The organism is Chryseobacterium sp. SNU WT5 (assembly GCF_007362475.1).
Taxonomy (GTDB): domain Bacteria; phylum Bacteroidota; class Bacteroidia; order Flavobacteriales; family Weeksellaceae; genus Kaistella.
Genome location: NZ_CP041687.1, coordinates 534714 through 553845, shown reverse-complemented (window position 1 = coordinate 553845; position 19132 = coordinate 534714). Strand labels below are relative to the sequence as shown.

General features: G+C 36.7%; 16 protein-coding genes. 7 read left to right on the top strand and 9 right to left on the bottom strand.

All coding sequences use genetic code 11. From position 1 onward, the window contains the following. The first annotated feature begins 150 nt into the window (after positions 1-150). Positions 151-597, top strand: coding sequence for a KTSC domain-containing protein (locus FNJ88_RS02615; RefSeq protein ID WP_143851607.1), 447 nt, complete (start codon positions 151-153; stop codon positions 595-597). A gap of 156 nt (positions 598-753) precedes the next feature. Here the strand turns inward: FNJ88_RS02615 and FNJ88_RS02610 are convergent, their stop codons facing one another. Both FNJ88_RS02610 and FNJ88_RS02605 read right to left on the bottom strand, forming a co-directional pair. After that, on the bottom strand, positions 754-1068 hold the full coding sequence (locus FNJ88_RS02610; RefSeq protein ID WP_143851606.1) for an HPF/RaiA family ribosome-associated protein: 315 nt from the start codon (positions 1066-1068) through the stop codon (positions 754-756). A gap of 340 nt (positions 1069-1408) precedes the next feature. After that, complete coding sequence (locus FNJ88_RS02605; RefSeq protein WP_143851605.1) at positions 1409-2833, bottom strand: FAD-dependent oxidoreductase; 1425 nt, start codon at positions 2831-2833, stop codon at positions 1409-1411. A gap of 766 nt (positions 2834-3599) precedes the next feature. On the opposite strand from FNJ88_RS02605, the gene FNJ88_RS02600 reads away from it, so the two are divergent. Further along, entirely contained in the window at positions 3600-4913 is a 1314-nt protein-coding gene (locus FNJ88_RS02600) for a M16 family metallopeptidase (protein ID WP_143851604.1), read from the top strand. A 6-nt stretch (positions 4914-4919) separates the two neighbouring features. Then, on the top strand, positions 4920-6968 hold the full coding sequence (locus FNJ88_RS02595; protein WP_143851603.1) for a M16 family metallopeptidase: 2049 nt from the start codon (positions 4920-4922) through the stop codon (positions 6966-6968). Positions 6969-7124: 156 nt separating this feature from the next. Here FNJ88_RS02595 and FNJ88_RS02590 read toward each other — a convergent pair whose 3' ends face one another. Beyond that, the gene (locus tag FNJ88_RS02590; RefSeq protein ID WP_143851602.1) at positions 7125-7538 is read right to left on the bottom strand and encodes a DUF6691 family protein; all 414 of its coding nucleotides are present in this window, start codon (positions 7536-7538) and stop codon (positions 7125-7127) included. Beyond that, the gene (locus FNJ88_RS02585) at positions 7535-8098 is read right to left on the bottom strand and encodes a YeeE/YedE family protein (RefSeq protein WP_143851601.1); all 564 of its coding nucleotides are present in this window, start codon (positions 8096-8098) and stop codon (positions 7535-7537) included. Before FNJ88_RS02585 ends, FNJ88_RS02590 begins: the two co-directional genes overlap by 4 nt. A 194-nt stretch (positions 8099-8292) precedes the next feature. Here FNJ88_RS02585 and FNJ88_RS02580 point away from each other — a divergent pair, with 194 nt between their 5' ends. From FNJ88_RS02580 to FNJ88_RS02565, 4 genes are read left to right on the top strand one after another with little or no spacing between them, the layout of a single operon-like run. Next, complete coding sequence (locus FNJ88_RS02580; RefSeq protein ID WP_143851600.1) at positions 8293-9204, top strand: metal ABC transporter solute-binding protein, Zn/Mn family; 912 nt, start codon at positions 8293-8295, stop codon at positions 9202-9204. Then, a complete protein-coding gene (locus FNJ88_RS02575; RefSeq protein ID WP_143851599.1) occupies positions 9204-9938 on the top strand; it encodes a metal ABC transporter ATP-binding protein in 735 nt (244 codons plus the stop codon). The genes FNJ88_RS02580 and FNJ88_RS02575 overlap by 1 nt, the downstream gene beginning before the upstream one ends. A 1-nt stretch (position 9939) precedes the next feature. Continuing rightward, positions 9940-11064, top strand: coding sequence for a metal ABC transporter permease (locus tag FNJ88_RS02570; protein ID WP_143851598.1), 1125 nt, complete (start codon positions 9940-9942; stop codon positions 11062-11064). After that, positions 11057-12217 carry a metal ABC transporter permease gene (locus tag FNJ88_RS02565; protein ID WP_143851597.1) on the top strand — a complete coding sequence of 387 codons (1161 nt, stop codon included), beginning with the start codon at positions 11057-11059 and terminating at the stop codon, positions 12215-12217. The genes FNJ88_RS02570 and FNJ88_RS02565 overlap by 8 nt, the downstream gene beginning before the upstream one ends. Before the next feature lie 234 nt (positions 12218-12451). Here the strand turns inward: FNJ88_RS02565 and FNJ88_RS02560 are convergent, their stop codons facing one another. From FNJ88_RS02560 to FNJ88_RS02540, 5 genes are all read right to left on the bottom strand, one after another. Next, on the bottom strand, positions 12452-13879 hold the full coding sequence (locus FNJ88_RS02560) for a pyridoxal phosphate-dependent decarboxylase family protein (RefSeq protein ID WP_228414557.1): 1428 nt from the start codon (positions 13877-13879) through the stop codon (positions 12452-12454). A gap of 207 nt (positions 13880-14086) precedes the next feature. Further along, the gene (locus FNJ88_RS02555; RefSeq protein ID WP_143851596.1) at positions 14087-14524 is read right to left on the bottom strand and encodes a carboxymuconolactone decarboxylase family protein; all 438 of its coding nucleotides are present in this window, start codon (positions 14522-14524) and stop codon (positions 14087-14089) included. Between the two features lie 377 nt (positions 14525-14901). Continuing rightward, on the bottom strand, positions 14902-16356 hold the full coding sequence (locus FNJ88_RS02550) for a sigma 54-interacting transcriptional regulator (RefSeq protein WP_143851595.1): 1455 nt from the start codon (positions 16354-16356) through the stop codon (positions 14902-14904). A 72-nt stretch (positions 16357-16428) separates the two neighbouring features. Then, the gene (locus FNJ88_RS02545; protein WP_410495114.1) at positions 16429-17595 is read right to left on the bottom strand and encodes a vWA domain-containing protein; all 1167 of its coding nucleotides are present in this window, start codon (positions 17593-17595) and stop codon (positions 16429-16431) included. A 346-nt stretch (positions 17596-17941) separates the two neighbouring features. Further along, the gene (locus FNJ88_RS02540) at positions 17942-18997 is read right to left on the bottom strand and encodes a Gfo/Idh/MocA family oxidoreductase (protein ID WP_143851593.1); all 1056 of its coding nucleotides are present in this window, start codon (positions 18995-18997) and stop codon (positions 17942-17944) included. Positions 18998-19132 lie beyond the last annotated feature (135 nt).

The following is a 19132-nucleotide window of genomic DNA, read 5'->3' as shown; positions in this document are numbered from 1 at the left end:
AAATCAGCAGTCTTAGTATAGTAATATTTAAAATTAATTACTTAATTTTGCACCCCGAAATAAATATCTGTAAGTGCAGTCGCAATTCATTCTCAATAGATTTAAAAACACGATTGTAAATGATATTATAAATTCGGTAAATATTTACATATGAAAAGAGTTGGAGAGCACAGAAAGCTTCTAGGCGTTGATAAAACCGCTACTTTAAAAGATTTAAAAACAATTTACAGAAATACGATGAAAGATGCGCATCCTGATAAATTTGTGAATGACGAAGAAGGGAAGCTGGCAGCAGAAGAAAAAAGTAAAACAGTGATTGAGGCCTACCATTTTTTGGTGAGCATTAACCCTGAAACACAAGAAAAATACAAAGAAGAATATACCGAAACCATCTCAAAATCGAATATTCAGGATTTTGAATATGAAAAAGCGATTTTGAAAGTTCAGCATTTGAATGGTAAAAAATATGAATACATCGGTGTTCCCAGAAATACATATATCAAAATGATCAACGCAGATTCGCCAAGTCGTTTTGCAAGAAGACACATCTACGGAAGTTATATCTACAGAAAAAATGGCGAAGCCATGGAAGATTAATTTTCCAGTTTAATTTATTTTTAAAGCACAATTTCGCAAGAAATTGTGCTTTTTTGTAAATGCTAATTTATAATTATTTAAGATTCTGAGAATTTATGAGGCACTTAAAAAGGCGATAAACACGTCATTTATTCTAATTTCATTTTATTTTAAATTCTAATAGCTTCTTAATTTTCCCATGGTAGAATCCAGAGAGGTTTTCATTTTAGTAGTCGCTTCAGACAAGGCTTGATCGATAGAATTCCCGTGGCTGGTTACGACTAAGGGCTGCATTCCTTTGATTCGTGCTTCCAATACACATTTTTTATCATTTTCACCTTCTTTACCCGCATTTTCGTCGCTGATCTTCACTTCCAGCCTGGTTAAATGATCACTAAATCTTTCGAAAGAGGTTTCTAGATCAGCGGTCATATAAGATCTGATTTTTTCACTTCCTGAAACGTTGTGATCGGTATTGATTAAAATTTCCATATTATTCTATTTTTAATATTTTTTAAGTAAGGTTTTTACTCTTATTTAAAGATAGCTTATACCACGCCAATCATGAAAATTTGAACACAGTTTAACATCAGATTAACAAATAGAATTATTATCCTTAGGAATTCTTACGAAAATTTAATTTAGGAACTCAATTTTTTAAGAATAATCTGCTGCGAACCAGCCGCAGTGGAAATCCTTTTTTGCAGTTGTTAAACGTGGGCTAGAAAAACAATAATTGATCATTCTATTGTTATTTTATTAAACAAACGAAACTCGTTCCTTGTTTTAAAAACAGAGAATGGAAACAGGCGCTCAATCAGATCAAAGATTACTAAGATTCTTTTCTTTTTAAGACCCTTCCGCGCGGTTCGTTACCCTCGTAAAGGGCAATTTCCGAATGAAGGAATTCTGCTGCTGCGGCTGAATCTTCGACTTTGGTAGCGCTTCGGGCTAGCATTTCCGTTTCGAATTTATTTAGAACAGTTTCCCTTAATCCCTTTTCCCTCCAATGAGATAAGGGTTTGCAGCCTTTTGAAATAGTACGGGCGAGTGAAAGAGCGTCGAGTAGTGCTTGGTTGGCTCCCTGACCTTTGAAGGGACTCATGGGATGTGCAGCATCACCTATTAAAGAGATGGATCCCGCGTTTTCTAATAATGCTGAGGTGAGTAAAGCACGGTCGTACACAGGGTATCCTGAAATCTGAGTTTCATTCGTGGTTGCTAAAATACGAGGAATAGGTTGGTGCCACGGCGTACGTCGAATGGCTGCTTCTTTCAGAGCGTGTGGTCCTTTTGCACTCAATGTTTTGGCTTCGGCTTCAGTCATTGGGAAACTCAATTGCCACATAACAGAGTCGGAATCATAAGGCATTATGTAGATCCGCTCATTGCCATTGGCGGTTTGAAAAACGGTGGCGGAATCGAGTAAAGAACTTTCGACCTCTGCTAATTCACTGAGCGGACAAATACCTAAAATCACAATGCAACCTAAATAGCGTAAAGGAGAAGCTTCTTCGCCAATTAATAAGTTTCGGACTGCACTTCTTATTCCATCTGCTCCGACCAAAAGATCTGCCCGGGTATTTTTTGTTTTTCCGTTTACTTGAAAAGTGAGATCTATTTTACCATCACTAGTCTCTTTAAAATCTACCAATTGATGTGCCCATTGAACTTGGGTTGTACCAAGTTGATCGAGAAGCGCTTGACGTAAAGCTTGGCGAGCGACATGAACGTTGGTGCGTTTCGGCGTGGATTTTACATCCGTGTCCAACCATTTTCGCATTCCCCATTCTCCCACGACTTTTCCCTCTGGAGTATGAACCAGATGTCGGGTCGAAATAACACCTTTCTGCAAGTTGAAAATTCCAAATCCATCAATGGCTTTACTGGCTTGTTGTAGCGTTAGTCCGTAACCTTGGGATCTTTCATCGAAACTACGATCGCGTTCATAAAGCGTAAACGGAATTCCACGATGTAAACAGGCAACTGCAAGCGCGACGCCACCAATTCCGCCACCAATTATGGCGACGTGTGGATAGTTTTCGGTATTTGGAACTGGAAAATTTTCAGAAGCAATTAACCCGGAACCCGAACAGCTTTCGCAAGTGTATGATTGGGCTTCGGGACGAATTGGCGGAGGTATCTCCCCATTTGATTTTTCAAATTCAGCTAAAGCGACTTGATAGCGAAGCCGAATACTCTTTTTGATGCGTCGCTTCTTTTTGCCAAGTCCTTGACAGTCTATACAAGTTTTCATTATCTAATCTTATATAAAATTATATATTTAAATCTCCTTTTTTATTCTATCCCAATTGTTAAAATTAACGTAAGGTGAAACTATAATCTTTCTTCTTTAGCCTCATTTATTGGTTCAGAATTTCGCTGGTAATTTATAAGGTGGAATTATTTTCATGAAATGTTATTCTACTCCTGTATTTTTGTTAAGCTTGCTAATTTTCAAATATACACAAAGACCATTATTATTTATAATATTAATTGAAAACTACATTCAAATCTTGTTATGTACGAAGACTTGGGGGAGCCTGAACGGAACTCTCTTTTATTTTGCGGTTGTTGAACTGAAACAATATAAAAAAAAGGGCGAAGGTAGGACGAATTAGGGTCCCAAACAAAAAGCAATTTAAGAGGGTTTTTGATTGATGCTGTCTTTGATTATCGTAAACGCTTTCAATTTTGCAAGAAAATAGGGTGAAGATTCCAGACTAACAGGAAATTGGAAACCGTATTATTTTTTTTAGATGGTGTTGTCTTCTGGAGAAAATAAGAGAGAAACAAAACAAATTCCTCAGCGAGGGTGTTGTTGTATCAAAATATAAACGAAGCCACTTTGGTATTGAAAATGAGCAAATTAGTCTCGATCTTAATTGATAATGTAGATAGCAAAATTTACAGGTTGATTATAGAAATCATTACCAATTCAGTTTGTAGGATAAAATTCGGTATGATAATGTAACTTTTTATGCAAATCTGCTACTTATAGTAAATAGAAATAATATAAAATTATGATAAAAAAATCTTTTTCAGCTTTTGGCCTTCTTCTTTTGGGAGTTTTGTCACAGGCTCAGGAAATTAAATTTGAAGAATATGATTTGCCGAATGGCATGCATGTTATTCTTCATCAGGACAATAAAGCACCAGTGGTCACTACCGCAGTGATGTATCATGTAGGTGCAAAAGATGAAATCGCAAACCGTACTGGTTTTGCTCACTTTTTCGAACATTTACTCTTTGAAGGAACGCCAAACATCAAACGTGGTGAATGGATGAAGATTGTGGGGGCCAACGGAGGTTCTAATAATGCGAATACCTCTGATGACCGTACGTATTATTACGAAACATTTCCTTCTAACAATTTACAGTTAGGTTTATGGATGGAATCGGAGCGTTTGAGACATCCTGTAATCAATCAGATCGGAGTAGATACTCAAAATGAAGTGGTAAAAGAGGAAAAAAGACTGCGTGTAGACAATCAACCTTATGGTAATATTTTAAAAGCTATTAAGACTGGTTTGTTTAAAAAACACCCGTACAAAAGTACTACGATCGGTGAAATGGAAGATTTGGATTCCGCGAAATTAGAAGAATTTTTAACTTTCTTCAAAAAATATTATGTTCCTAATAACGCGACCTTAGTAGTAGCGGGAGATATTGATCCAGTAGAGACGAAGAAATTAATCAATACTTATTTCTCTACCATTCCTAAAGGAGCTCCAATTGTAAGAAATTTCCCTCAGGAGGATCCTATTACTAAAGAGTCAGTAATGACCTATACCGATCCTAATATTCAACTACCGGCCTACCTTTATACTTACAGAACTCCAGGTAATAAAACGAGAGATTCGAAAGTATTGGATATGGTTTCATCTTATCTAAGTACAGGTAAATCTTCTGTATTGTACAAAAAATTGGTTGATCAGGAGAAAAAAGCACTGGAAGTTCAGGCTATTAATTTAGGTCAGGAAGATTACAGTGTTTTTGCTTTTTTTGCAATTCCAATGGGAGCAACTACAGAAGCTACATTGAGAGCAGACATTGATGCAGAGGTGAAAAAACTTCAAACGAATTTGATCAGTGAAGAAGATTATCAAAAGCTTCAAAATCAGTTTGAAAATCAGTTTGTAAACGCTAATTCCAGTATTCAGGGAATTGCAAGTTCTTTGGCTACGAATCACGTTTTACAGGGCGACACCAATTTAATTAATAAAGAAATTGAAATCTACCGAAAAATTACACGTGAAGATATTCGTGAAGCTGCTAAAAAATATTTGAACAGCAATCAGAGAGTTATTATTAATTATTTACCAGAAAAAAAATAATCGAAAATGAAAAAATCATTATATAGTATCGCAGCCGTATTTTTTGTTTCTGGCTTTATGAGTGCACAGGTTATTGATCTTAATAAAATGCCAACTCCTGGACCAACACCTACGGTAAACATCACAACGCCACAAACTTTTAAACTAAAAAACGGTTTGACGGTATTGGTTGTAGAAGATCATAAATTACCAAGAGTAAATACCACTTTAACCTTTGATCATCCACCGATGATAGAAGGAAACAAGGCAGGTGTTAGTGGGATTATGGCTAACCTTTTGGGGAGCGGAACTTCTAAAATTTCTAAAGATGACTTTAATAAAAAAGTAGATTTTCTAGGAGCTTCCATTAATTATGGAGCAAACGGAGCTTATGCAAATACCCTTTCAAAATATTATCCAGAGATCTTAAATCTTTTTGCTGCAGGTATTACCGATGCAAAATTTTCTGCTGATGAGCTTGCTAAGGCAAAAGAAAGAAGCATTACAGGTTTAAAATCGAACGAATTAAACGCACAGGTAATAGGAAATCGTGTATTTACCGCATTAACCTACGGTAAAAATACAGCGATGGGTGAGTTCGAAACAGAACAAACTTTAAATGCTATTACCTTAGCTGATGTGCAGGATTCTTACAAGAAATCTTACGCACCTAACAATGGTTACTTAGTCGTGATTGGGGATGTGAAGTTCAATGATGTAAAAAAGATGATTGAAAAAGCCTTCGACGGCTGGAAGAAATCAGACTATAAATTTCAACCTTTACCTAAATTTACGAATGTTGCTACGACAGAAATTGATGTAGTGGATGTTCCGACGGCTGCACAGTCCGTTATTTTATTAGGAGATCTCCATCCTTTAAAAATGAAAGATCCTAATTATTTTGCGGCAACTACCGCTAATTATATTTTAGGAGGTGGAAGTTTAGAAACTCGTGTGAACATGAATCTTCGGGAGAAAAATGGCTATACTTATGGAGCTTATACCTCTTTGAGCACCTCTAAATATGATTCTAATTTTGGTGGTAACGCAAGTGTGCGAGGTGAAGTAACCGACAAAGCGATCAAAGAATTCATGACCGAAATAAAGGGAATTAAAACCATTAAAGCTGATGAATTGCATAATGCAAAAGAGAAGCTGAAAGGGAGTTTTATCTTATCCTTGGAGAGACCGGAAACTGTAGCTAGATTCGCATTGAATTTAATTACGCAGGATTTACCGAAAGATTTTTATACTAATTATTTGAAATCTGTAGATGCTTTAACGATTGATCAAGTTCAGAAAGCTTCTGACTATTTTATCAAGCCTAATAATATGAGAATATTTGTAGCAGGTAAAACGAGTCAGTTTGCAGATCAATTAGATACATTGGGTTATCCAGTAAAATATTTTGATGCTTATGGAAATCCGGTTGCAAAACCAGCAGTTAAAAAAGTAGATGCCAGTGTAACGTTGGCGGGTGTAGCAGACAAATATATCGCAGCGATTGGAGGAAAAGATAAAGTATCGAAAATCACTTCTATCACTTCCGTTTCTACTACCAAAATGCAAGGAATGGAATTAGGTATTAAAAATACGCAGGCAACTGGAGGGAAAATGAATCTGGTAGTGACCATGATGGGGAATACCGTACAGAAAATGACTTACGATGGTACCAAAGGATACATGGAACAGCAAGGTAATAAAATGGATATGCCAGCAGAAATGCAAGCAGCTTATGCCAAAGAAAAAGACCTTTTCCCGGAAATGACTTTTGCAACTTCTAAAGATTTGACTCTTGGTGGCATCGAAAAAATTGAGGGCGCTGATGCTTACGCGGTTAAATCTGCAGATGCAACTTACTATTATGACGTGAAAACGGGTTTAAAAGTTGGTGAAGTTAAAAAGCAAAAAATGCAAGGTCAGGAAGTTGAAATTCCTACTTTTTATTCTAATTACAAAGAGGTGGAAGGAGTAAAATTACCCTTTACGATCAAAGTAAATCAAATGGGGCAGGATATGCAGTTGGATGTGCAATCGTATGAGCTCAACAAAGCTACAGCTGAAGATTTTAAATAATCTTAAGACGCATTAATTGACAAACGGCACCTTTCGGTGCCGTTTTTTTATTGAGAAATTTTTCTTTGTTAAATTTATAGAGTCGAAGTCTTTAACAAGGTGATGCTCCTTTTTTGCAGTCAAGTTCTGTACAGAATTTATTTATAACTGAATTTTTTAATGCGGTAGTTTTTTATGTAAAAGTCCGTAAACAAAAGTTCCCAAAATGGATCCCACGATCACGACTAAAATAGAGTAGAATCCTGCACCTGCCAAAACAAACATCGGTCCCGGACATGCTCCTGTCAAGGCCCAACCTAAGCCGAAAATAATACCGCCGATTAAATACCTGTAGATTCCTGGATTTTTTGGACTTAAATGCATTTCTTTATTTTCGACTGTTTTCAAATCTTTTCTTTTAATAATTTGAACACCGATGATTCCAATAATTACTGCAGAGCCGATGATTCCATACATGTGAAAAGAAGCAAAATGAAACATCTCGTAGATTCTAAACCAAGAGGCTGCTTCTGATTTGTACATCACAATTCCGAAAAATATACCTACTGCTAAAAATTTTAAATATCTCATTGTCCGAAAATAAAAGGATATAATAAATGAATCATCACCAAGCCTCCAACAAAAAAGCCCACAACAGCAATCAATGAAGGAACTTGTAGATTACTCAACCCAGAAATAGCGTGACCTGAAGTGCAACCACCAGCATATCGGGCACCGAAACCAACTAAGAATCCACCCAAAAGTAAAATTCCAAGGATAAAAGGATTAGAAAGGTTTTCGGTATTAAATATTTCCGTGGGTAAATAAGCACTGTTTGCGCTCTCGATTCCGTATTTTTCTGAAAGTTGAGTGGCAATTTCTGGATTGATTTCTACCACGTTATTCGACATGAAAGTAGAAACTAAAAATCCGCCAATGATCGCACCTACAATAACCATCAAATTCCAACGCTCTTTTTTCCAGTCAAATTGAAAGAACGTTGAGATTTTTCCAGCTCCACCAACTGCGCACATCGTTCTTAAATTCGACGACATTCCAAAATGTTTTCCCATGTAAAGCAACAGGAACATCGTTAAGGCAATCATCGGTCCTGCCACATACCACGGCCACGGCTCATAAATCCACTCCATATTTTTAATTTTCGGCAAAGATAGGATTATAACATGGAGCGCGAAATTGAACTGAATCGCTGGCTTCACCAATGTAATTTCAGAATTTTAAACAGTATATTTTTTTAATTATTCACCTTTAATTTGTTGTGTTTCATTATTTTATTGGTCGTAAACCATCTTTTTTTTATAACTTCGCCACAAATGTTAGATTAATGAAACAATATATACTTATCGCTTTTTTAAGCGTTTTTCTAATTGGTTGTAAGGACACCAAACCCCAAGACGACAAATTCCACATTGTAACTACAACTTCCATGATTACTGATCTCGTAGAAAATATTGGCGGTGACAAAGTGGTGGTGCAGGGTTTGATGGGTGCCGGAGTTGATCCGCATCTTTACAAAGCCAGTGAAGGCGACGTTTCAAAACTTTCTAATGCCGATATGATTCTGTATGGTGGTTTGCATCTGGAAGGCAAATTAGTGGAGGTTTTTGAGAAAATGCAAAAACAAAATATTAAAACAGTGGCTGTTTCAGATGCTTTGGATAAAAAAGATCTGATTGGTTCCACTCTTTTTGCGTCGAACTACGATCCACATATTTGGTTTGATGTGACCAACTGGGGAAAAATTACTGTGTTTGTCGCAGATCAGCTTTCAAAAGCGCGACCAGAACATAAAGCGGTTTTTCAAGCTAATGCGAAAGCCTATTTGCTAAAATTAAAAGCGTTAAAAGAGGAAATTGAAGCTGAGATCGCAACTCTTCCTGTTGAGAAGCGACGTTTGGTAACTGCTCACGATGCTTTTTCATATTTTGGACGAGCGTATCAATTTGATGTCGTTGGTTTACAAGGTTTGTCTACAGCGACCGAAGCTGGGGTGCAGGATGTTCAGAAAACAGCTGCTTACATTATCGATCATAAAGTAAAAGCAGTCTTTATAGAAAGCTCGGTTCCGAAACGCACAGTAGAAGCTCTGCAAGCCGCAGTCAATTCCAAAAACCATAATGTAGTGATTGGTGGAACTTTGTTTTCTGATGCTTTGGGAAATCCAGGTACGCCAGAAGGAACTTATATCGGCATGTTTAAATTTAATGTTCACACTATCGTTAATTCGCTTAAATAATGGAAAAAATAGCAGTTAAAGTAGATGATCTCACGGTAGCTTACAACTACAAACCTGTACTTTGGGATATTGATTTACAAATTCCGGAAGGAGTTTTGATGGCGATCGTGGGGCCAAATGGTGCCGGGAAATCAACCTTAATCAAAGCCATTCTAGGAATTCTAAAACCTATCGCAGGCAGCGTTACTATTTTTGATAAACCGTATGATTCTCAGCGCAAAAAAGTCGCTTATGTTCCCCAAAAAGGGAGTGTCGACTGGGATTTTCCAACCACAGCACTAGACGTGGTCATGATGGGAACTTATGGAAGTTTGGGTTGGATTAAACGTCCGGGAGCATCTGAGAAGAAAAAAGCTTTGGAAGCACTCGAGAAAGTCGGAATGCTTTCTTTTAAAAGTCGGCAAATCAGCCAGCTTTCTGGTGGTCAACAACAAAGAATTTTCTTAGCACGCGCTTTGGTTCAGGATGCAGAAATTTATTTTATGGATGAACCTTTTCAAGGGGTTGATGCAACTACTGAAGTAGCGATTATCAATATTTTAAAAGAACTTCGAAAAGCCAATAAAACAGTAGTGGTCGTTCATCATGATCTGCAAACAGTCCCAGAATATTTTGATTGGGTGACTTTTTTAAATGTGAAGAAAATTGCGACTGGTCCGGTCAAAGATATTTTCAACGATGATAATTTAACCAAGACTTACGGCATCAACTACAAAGTGAGTATTCAGAAATAAGATGGATATACTAGAATACATAAAACTCGTTTTTAGTGATTACACCTTACGTACTATCACATTGGGAACTGCCATTTTGGGTGGAGTCACTGGAATGTTGGGAAGTTTTGCGGTCTTGCGGAAACAGAGTTTATTAGGCGATGCTATTTCTCACGCTGCCTTACCTGGAATTGCCTTGGCTTTTTTAATTACGGGTTCCAAAGACACGAATGTTCTTTTAATTGGAGCCTTGATCAGTGGACTTGTCGGGACTTTTTGGATTCGGGGAATTACGACAAAGACCCATTTAAAATCAGATACTGCTTTAGGATTAATCCTTTCCGTCTTCTTTGGATTCGGAATTTTATTGTTGACTTTTATTCAGAAACAACCCAATGCCAATCAAGCTGGGTTAGACAAATATCTGTTCGGTCAAGCTGCCACTTTGGTAGAAAGCGATGTTTGGTTAATGAGTATTATCACTGGTTTATGTTTGATCGTTCTGTTGCTGTTCTGGAAAGAATTTAAAATTTTACTTTTTGATAAAGATTATGCGCATACTTTAGGTTTTAATGTCAAGTTTATCGACATTTTAATTACGACTTTTATTGTGTTGGCGATAGTCTTAGGTTTGCAAACCGTTGGGGTAGTTTTAATGAGCGCCATGCTTTTAGCACCTGCCGCTGCCGCCAGACAATGGACGAATAGTTTAGGGATAATGGTTTTTCTGGCCGCAATTATAGGGGCTGCCGCAGGAGTTTTCGGAACCGCAATCAGCTCAACCCAAAATAATTTATCAACGGGACCTGTGATTGTGTTAGTCGCTTCCGTTTTTGTACTCTTTTCTTTTATATTTTCTCCCAAGCGAGGACTTTTATTCAGACAAATAAGATTGATTCAGAACCGAAACGATTTAGAATTACAAAAAACCTTAACCTTTATGTATCATATTGTGGAAGATCATGAAGATGTTTCGCATCCGCACGCTATTAAAATTTTGAATAATTTCCAGGGATATAGCCGAAAAGGTCTGCAAAAGTTAGTGAGCAAAAATTATGTGATCTTACAGGGAGAAATGTGGAGTCTGACTCCGGAAGGCGTAGAAGCTGCGACTAATATGTATAACCAAAACCTGAAGGATGAGTAGTGCCCAATTAGAAATACAGTTGATCGCCAGTTTAGTTGCGATTGCCTGCGCCATCCCGGGAACGTTTTTGGTGCTGCGGAAAATGGCCATGATAAGCGATGCCATCAGTCATTCCATTTTACCTGGAATTGTAGTTGGGTTTTTTATCACTCAGGATTTGAATTCGCCATTACTTATTCTACTAGCCGCTTTGACTGGAGTATTGACCGTTGTTTTGGTCGAAAAAATTCAACAGACAAAACTGGTCAAAGAAGATACCGCTATCGGTTTGGTTTTTCCGGCGCTGTTCAGTATCGGTGTTATCATGATTGCAAAATATGCCAATGATGTGCATCTCGATATTGATGCCGTGCTTTTAGGGGAATTGGCTTTTACGCCGTTCGATCGTATTTATTACGATGGATTGGATCTAGGTCCGAAATCATTGTGGGTGATCGGAGTTATTTTGGTGCTGACACTCACGCTTTTATTTGCCTTTTATAAAGAATTGAAGATGAGTACTTTTGATGCAGGACTAGCTACTTCTTTAGGCTTTTCGCCAGCCATCATTCATTACGGTTTAATGAGTGTGGCTTCGGTAACGACTGTTGGTGCTTTTGATGCCGTTGGAGCAATTTTGGTCGTGGCCTTAATGATTGCGCCAGCAGCTTCGGCTTATTTGCTGACGACCAACTTAACCAAAATGATTGTGTTGGCTTGTTTCTTTGGAGTCTTCAGTGCGATTGCAGGTTATTGGGCTGCTAATTATCTGGATGCGTCCATCGCGGGAAGTATTGCCACGATGTTGGGTGTGGTCTTTTTTATCGTGTACTTATTTGCACCAAGCAAAGGTTTAATTGCGGTGTTATATCGTGAAAAACAACAGCGTATTGAAGTTTCTTTAATCACTTTTATTCTGCATCTTAAAAATCATCAAGAAGTAGAAGAACGTCATGTCAATCACCTTAATGAACATATCAACTGGCAAAAAGTCCGCAGCAAAACGGTCCTCAATTTGGGATTAAAAAACAACTTGTTCATCATTGATAACGACGTTGTTTCTCTGACGGAAAAAGGAAATGAATTCACTATCAAAGCCATCGATTACATCATCACCAATGAAGATGCACAAATTGAAGATATGAAGGATGATTTCTTTTTGTTTCGGGGGTAATGTTTTAATTCTTCTAGATTTTTACTGAGAATTTTGTTAAAATTGCTACCTCAATTACGACGAAAGCTTGAGTGTTTGTTTGACAGAAAAAATCTGTTTAGAGAGTGACGCTCAAAAGAAATAATAAACAAATAAAGTTGGTACGTAAATAAGATCTTTTTAATAGTAAAACAATAACGAATATATATCAAAAAGCAAAATCTGACCTTGTTTACGAAGAGATTGTTAAAGTAGTTATTTCACTTTATGTAGACATTTTTTAATCATTTCTACTGCTTCATCAACAGTTTCTTTTTTTGTTCTGAATGCCAGGATAGCGATTCTTATTACAAAACGTTTGTCAATAATGGATGAGCTTAAAAACACAGAGCCATTAGCATGTATTTCATCCATTAACTTTTTGTTTTTTTGATCAGCATCGGTTTCAAAAGGATAATAAAAATAACTAATTGACAAGTCGGGTTCTGGTCCTAAATGAAAGCCAAGTTCCGCAAGTTGATTTCTAAAATAATGAACCAGTAATAATTTTTCCTCCAGACAAGCAATAAGTGGATCAATTCCATGCATTTGTAAAGGTAACCATACGCGAAGGCCTCTAAAATGTTTTGTCAATTCTGGAGAAATATTTGCAGGGCTTTTGAGCATTTCTTCATTTGCTCCGTCTTGCATATAATTGGCTGTATAATAGTTAGAGTGCAAAACAGCATCGCTGTTCTTGACTAGTACAGCTCCTACACCATAAGGAATAAACAATCCTTTGTGTGGATCAATGATCAATGAATCTGCTTTTTCAATACCCTTGAAAAGTTCTTTTTTTGAAGTCATGATGAAAAAGCCTCCGTACGCGGCATCTACGTGAAACCACATTTTATAATTCCTGGAGATTTTAGCAATTTCATCCAAAGGATCGATCGTTCCTGTATCTGTAGTTCCTGCGGTTGCAACGACCATAAAGGGTTGAAGTCCGGCAGCAATATCTTTCTGGATCAGGTCTTCTAAAGATTTTGTTTTTATTTTGTGATTGTGGTCTAAAGAAACATATCGAATAATAATATCTTCTAAACCAATAATCCGCAAGGCTTTTTGGCTGGAATGGTGTACCTGTTCACTTAAATAGACTACGTTTTTCTGAATGAATTCATTCTTTACTTTATGATGATCACGGGCAGCAGTAAATGCAATCAAAGTAGAAATTGACCCGCCAGAAGATAAACAACCTACTGAACTCTCTGGAAATAGAAAGGTAGTTTTTAACCAATTGATTACTTCATTTTCAATAGTGGTTGCACCCGGCGAGGCATAATGAACACTTGCAAATGGATTGGTAATAGCAGCAATAAAATCGGCCAGCGCTACAGTAAAAACTCCACCTCCTGGAATATATCCCATATGTTTTCCAGAAGCTGCGTTAATGCCTGTTTCTACAACTTGCTTCTGATACAAGTCTAAAAGTTCAGTCAACGATTTTTTTTGATTCGTAATTTCTAAAGAATGGGGCTCTTTCTGGTGATAAGCTTTAACGGTATCAAGTTCCTTTATAAACTGATTAGCATAATTGGTCACAGTGCTTAGCATTTCTAATCGCTCCTCTTCAGGAGTGATTAGTTGCTGACTTAATTCGTTTAATTCAGTTAGTTTTAATAGGAGTTCTTCGGTATTCACAATAAGAATGATTTATTATTTAAGTATGATCTGGCAACTGCTGACTATGCGAATTTCTATTTTCACATCTTAAAAGTAGCGATAAAAATTTTTTGAAAATATGCAAGAAAAGGATTTAGTTCATCAAATCTTATTAAAGTCGGCAAGTGCTTTTTTTTGATGTTCAGAAATTTAACTTCAACTGATTTTATAAAAAGGAATATTTTTCTAATCCAGAAGCGTTCTTGTAGTGATTGCTATCCGGTTCCAGCCGTTAATCGCGACTACTGCCATGATTACTGCCGCCAGTTCATTTGGTGTTAAATGAGTTTCCGCATTTTTGTAAATATCATCTGTAACTTGACCGTTTGAAAGCAAAGTCATGGATTCTGTTAAGGCTAAAACCGCTCTTTCTTTGTCTGTAAAAAGTTTTGTTTCTCTCCAGGCGTCTAATAAAAATAACCGTTGAGGTGTTTCACCAAGCTCCATAGCATCTCTAGTGTGCATGTTAAGACAATATGCGCAGCCATTGATTTGGGAAGCTCTTGTTTTAATAAGTTCATACAGCGTTTTATCCAAGCCGCTTTGCATAAGATATTTCTCCAAGCCAATCATGGCTTCGTAGGCTTTCGGGTCTACTTTTGATATATTTATTCTGGTTTCCATTGGTAGAATGTTGAATGATTTTGAGGTTGATAATGTTTGAGTTTTCAGAGAACTAATTTACAGAAAAATAGTTTCCCGCTTTTAATTTGCCCTCTTTAATTTCAGCGTATTAATTTTATAAATCGAGTGGAAGTACTCGTGTGATTACGTGAGGAAGTAGGTGGAACTTTTTTTGTGAAATAAAGTGTAACAAAAAAGTGGGAACCGGATGCCTACTTTTATTTCTCTTATAGGGAATTGAGGTAGCGAAAAAGAAAAGGCACGCCCCCAAATATAAAAAACCTCCCTTTAATTGCTTTAAGGAAGGTTGAAATCTATAAAATTAAATCGTAAAAAATTCAATGAGTGGAACAAAGCTGTAAATTTATTCTAATGATCTAACTTCGAAAATACTGGCCTATGCCTGCAGAGTCGTACTTAAAAGCAGTTTCATTTTGTGACTTATCCAATTTGTTGTTTATTGTTAAAGCCCATAAAACCAATTCCTTGCAGAAATTTTGATCATCCTTGCTTAAGTCATTGGCATACTCTTCTACCAAAGCGGTTAACGGCCTCACCGTGCTTAAATTAGCGTAAAATTCTTTGTCTGTGTCTGTATGGTTGAGTTCAAGGGTGTTTTTGTTAAACCAAGAAATCAAATCCGTGTAAGGTGTTTTAATGCTTTCTTTTTCTAATTTTGGAATGCGTGGAAAAATAGAATCAAACTGCACCATGATCGCTTTGTCAATTAATATTTTGGCTACATGGTCTGCACCTTCTTGCTCACCCTCGTAAACAAGTTCAATCTTACCTGTGATGGATGGGATAATCGACAAGAAATCAATCAAACGAACAGTCGTTTTCTCAGAATCTGACTCTATTAACCGCAATTTTGCTGCTGCTATTAAATTTTCCATGGCACTGATTGTTAATCGAGCACTTACGCCACTTTTAGCATCTACATATTCACTGTCGCGAGCTGCAAAGGCAACTTCTTCCAAGAGATCTTTTGCTAGGCTTGGAACTTGGATTTGCGCCTGATCTTCTGGTGAAATTTTTGCTTCCTGCTCCGTAATTTGTTTGGCAAGGGCGATGGTTTTTGGATAATGAGTGAATATCTGAGAACCAATTCTGTCTTTCAAAGGGGTAACAATACTTCCTCTATTGGTATAATCTTCTGGATTGGCAGTAAATATAAATTGAATATCCAGCGGCATTCTCAATTGAAATCCACGAATCTGAATATCACCTTCCTGTAAAATATTAAATAACGAAACTTGAATTCGTGCTTGCAGATCGGGTAGTTCGTTGAGGACAAATATGCAACGGTTTGCTCGCGGAATCATTCCATAATGTAAAACGCGTTCATCAGAATAAGGTAACTTTAAGGTTGCAGCTTTTATAGGATCAATGTCGCCAATTAAATCTGCCACATTTACGTCGGGTGTCGCCAGCTTTTCAAAGAAACGGCTAGAGCGGTGCACCCACGAAATCATGGTTTCGTCACCACTTTCCGCGATAAGATCTCGGGAATATTTTGAGATAGGGTGGAAGGGACTGTCGTTAATCTCGGATCCTTTTACAATCGGCATATATTCATCCAATAAACTCACCATACTCCTGGCAATTCTGGTTTTTGCCTGTCCACGTAATCCAAGTAAATTGATATGATGTCCCGCAAGAATAGCTTTCTTTAATTGCGGAACTACGGTATCTTCGTAACCCCAAAGCCCTTCAAATACTGATTCTTTTGCTTTAATTTTGGCAATTAGATTTGCTTGAATTTCTTGGCTGATCGTTCGGTCGGTGTAACCCGAATCTTTCAGTTCTTTAAATGTAATATCGTTTTTCATGTATTTAAAATGATGTTTTATTCTTAATTTATTTTGAAATGTCTTCGCGCATTTCTAACTTCTAACCTCCGGCTAAATTCTCTTTATTCTATTTTTTTCATAGTCTTCAAAAATCATTTCCCCTAAAGCAGAGAGTCCAGTCAGAAATGCCTTACCTTGGTTTTGAGCGGTAAAGGCTTCCACAAATTTGCGCAGATATGGATCTTGAGCAATCATAAAAGTGGTGATTGGGATTTTTAGTTTTCGAGCTTGTGCTGCTTTGTTCAAACACTGAGATACAATCATTTCATCCAAGCCATTGCTATTCATATAAAACTCGCCGCTTGGCAGTTTGATGCAACTTGGTTTGCCGTCGGTAATCATAAAAATCTGCTTATTGGTATTTCTTTTTCTACGCAGAATATCCATAGCTAATTCTAATCCCGCAACAGTGTTGGTATGGTATGGTCCCACTTTAAGATAGGGTAGATCTTTGATTTTAATAGGCCAGGCTTCATTTCCAAATACAATAATATCGATGGAATCTTTGGGATACTTTCTCTTGATTAATTCTACTAAGGCCATCGCTACTTTCTTCGCAGGCGTAATACGGTCTTCACCATACAAAATCATAGAGTGACTGATGTCGATCATCAACACGGTACTCATTTGTGCTTTGTGCTTCGTTTCTTCTACAATAAGATCGTCTTCGGTTAATCGTAGGTCCGAGATACCATTATTGATTTGCGCATTTTTAAGACTTTCGGTCATATTCACGGTCGATAGGTCATCTCCATATTGAAAAGATCGGTTTTCACCATCCCTTTCATCACCCATACCTACTTTTTTAGTAGTGTGATTGCCGATACCACTCTTTTTGAGTTTACCGAATATCTGATCTAATGCATATTCACGTAATGCTGCTTCCAACTTTGCAGTGAGAACATTTTTTCCTTTTCCAGTACCTGAGTTTCCTTCTTCGTCCTCGTTTTCCTCTTTGATATATCCACGTTTTTTTAGATCTTCTTCAAAATCTTCAAGAGAATATTCATCGGTGAAAATATCATATTCTTTATCCAGCATATCGAGCCACTCAAAAGCTTCTTCAATGTCGCCAGATGTATGGGTTAGAAGATCTTTGAATACGTCGAAAACCCGGTCAAAGTGTGATACTTCTTTTGGGGTATGTTTAGTGAAAGTAAAACCTTTACCAAAGTTTAAATCTTTATTTGTCATCAATCTCGCGTTTACTTTATTCATTTGAACACCAACAGAAATAACCTTTAAAGGTTAATAATATCAATTTTGTTTGTTATTTTCACTTAGGATAAATTGAACTTCTGAAACATATCCTTAATTGTGTTCATGCAAGATATAGGAATATCATACCATTGCTGCCCTGTAAATTATAGAAAAAAATAATGATGGTGATATCTCTTAAGGGACGGTAATTCGTTGATTATAGAATTGATATTAATGATATTTAAGGTTTTGTTAATCAGTGTTTATGAATAAATTTCTTAATAGATTTACTTTTACCTTTATTAATTTTATAGAAAGAGATCAGCAATAAAATGTAAGGAAAATTGATTAATATTAATTATCATTAAAAGCTAATGACTGTTCCTTTTGCAGAGCTTTCCAAAGCAGCTTCTATGATTTTCATATTTTTGATGATTTCTGATCCGGCAGAAGGTAAAGTCTTGCCGAATACAAGGTGTTCATAAATTTGCTGGTAATAGTTCATATAATTGCCAGGTAAGCTGGTAGTCGTAACTCTTACTGAATCAGAATTTTCATTTATGTAATTTAGAATTCCGTCTGGTTTTGTCAAAGGTTTCATCCAAGCTTCTGCAAATGTAGGAATGACGCCTATAGCTAATTCATTTTCTTGATCGTCAGTTCTTTCCTGTAGAAAACTGCCTTTATTACCGTGTAAAATATAAGCATATTGAGCTTCTTTAGAAAAAATAGAAGATTTTAATCTTACTCTTAAATCACTTTTATAAAAAAGTAAAATTTCGAAATAATCATTGGCGAATTCCTTCCCTTTCATCGAGAATACATCTGCAAAAAGCTTCTCGGGGAAACCAAAAAGCTGTACTGCCTGATCGATTAGATGAGAACCTAAATCATGTAGTGTACCAGAACCTCTAAGTCCTGCGTTCTCTTTATGGTCCTTTCCACTAGGTGTTATACGAAAACGATCAAATCGTATTTCCGCTTCTTTAATAGTTCCTAATTTCCCCTCACGCAATATTTGCTCGACCTGAAGATAGTCACGATCAAACCTTCGGTTTTGGTAGACACTTAAAAAGAGATTTTTTTCCTTGGCCAAATTATCAAGTTCCTCAGCTTCTGAAACACTGACCGTAAAAGGCTTTTCTACTATAACATTTTTTCCAGCTTCCAAAGCCATTTTTACGTACTGAAAATGCGTTTGAACGGGTGTGTTGACCACGATTAAACTAACATCTGCCTCCCGGAGCATTTCTTCAACAGATCTATAGATTGTAGTTTCGGGATATTTAGATTTTGATTCTTCCTTGGACCGCTCTACGACCGCGGCCATAAAAAATTCAGGATGTTCTTTTAAAAATGGTGCGTGAAATACTTTTCCGCTCATTCCAAAGGCACAAAGACCAACTTTTATCAATTGCATTACTGAGTTTTTAAACAAAGATATTTATAAATAATGGGGTCTGCCTGTCTTTTACCGTTTAAAATTATCCACTGAAATTTAGAATAACAGATCCTATTTAAAAGTAGTATTATAATTTTGAGCAAATTGTCGGAA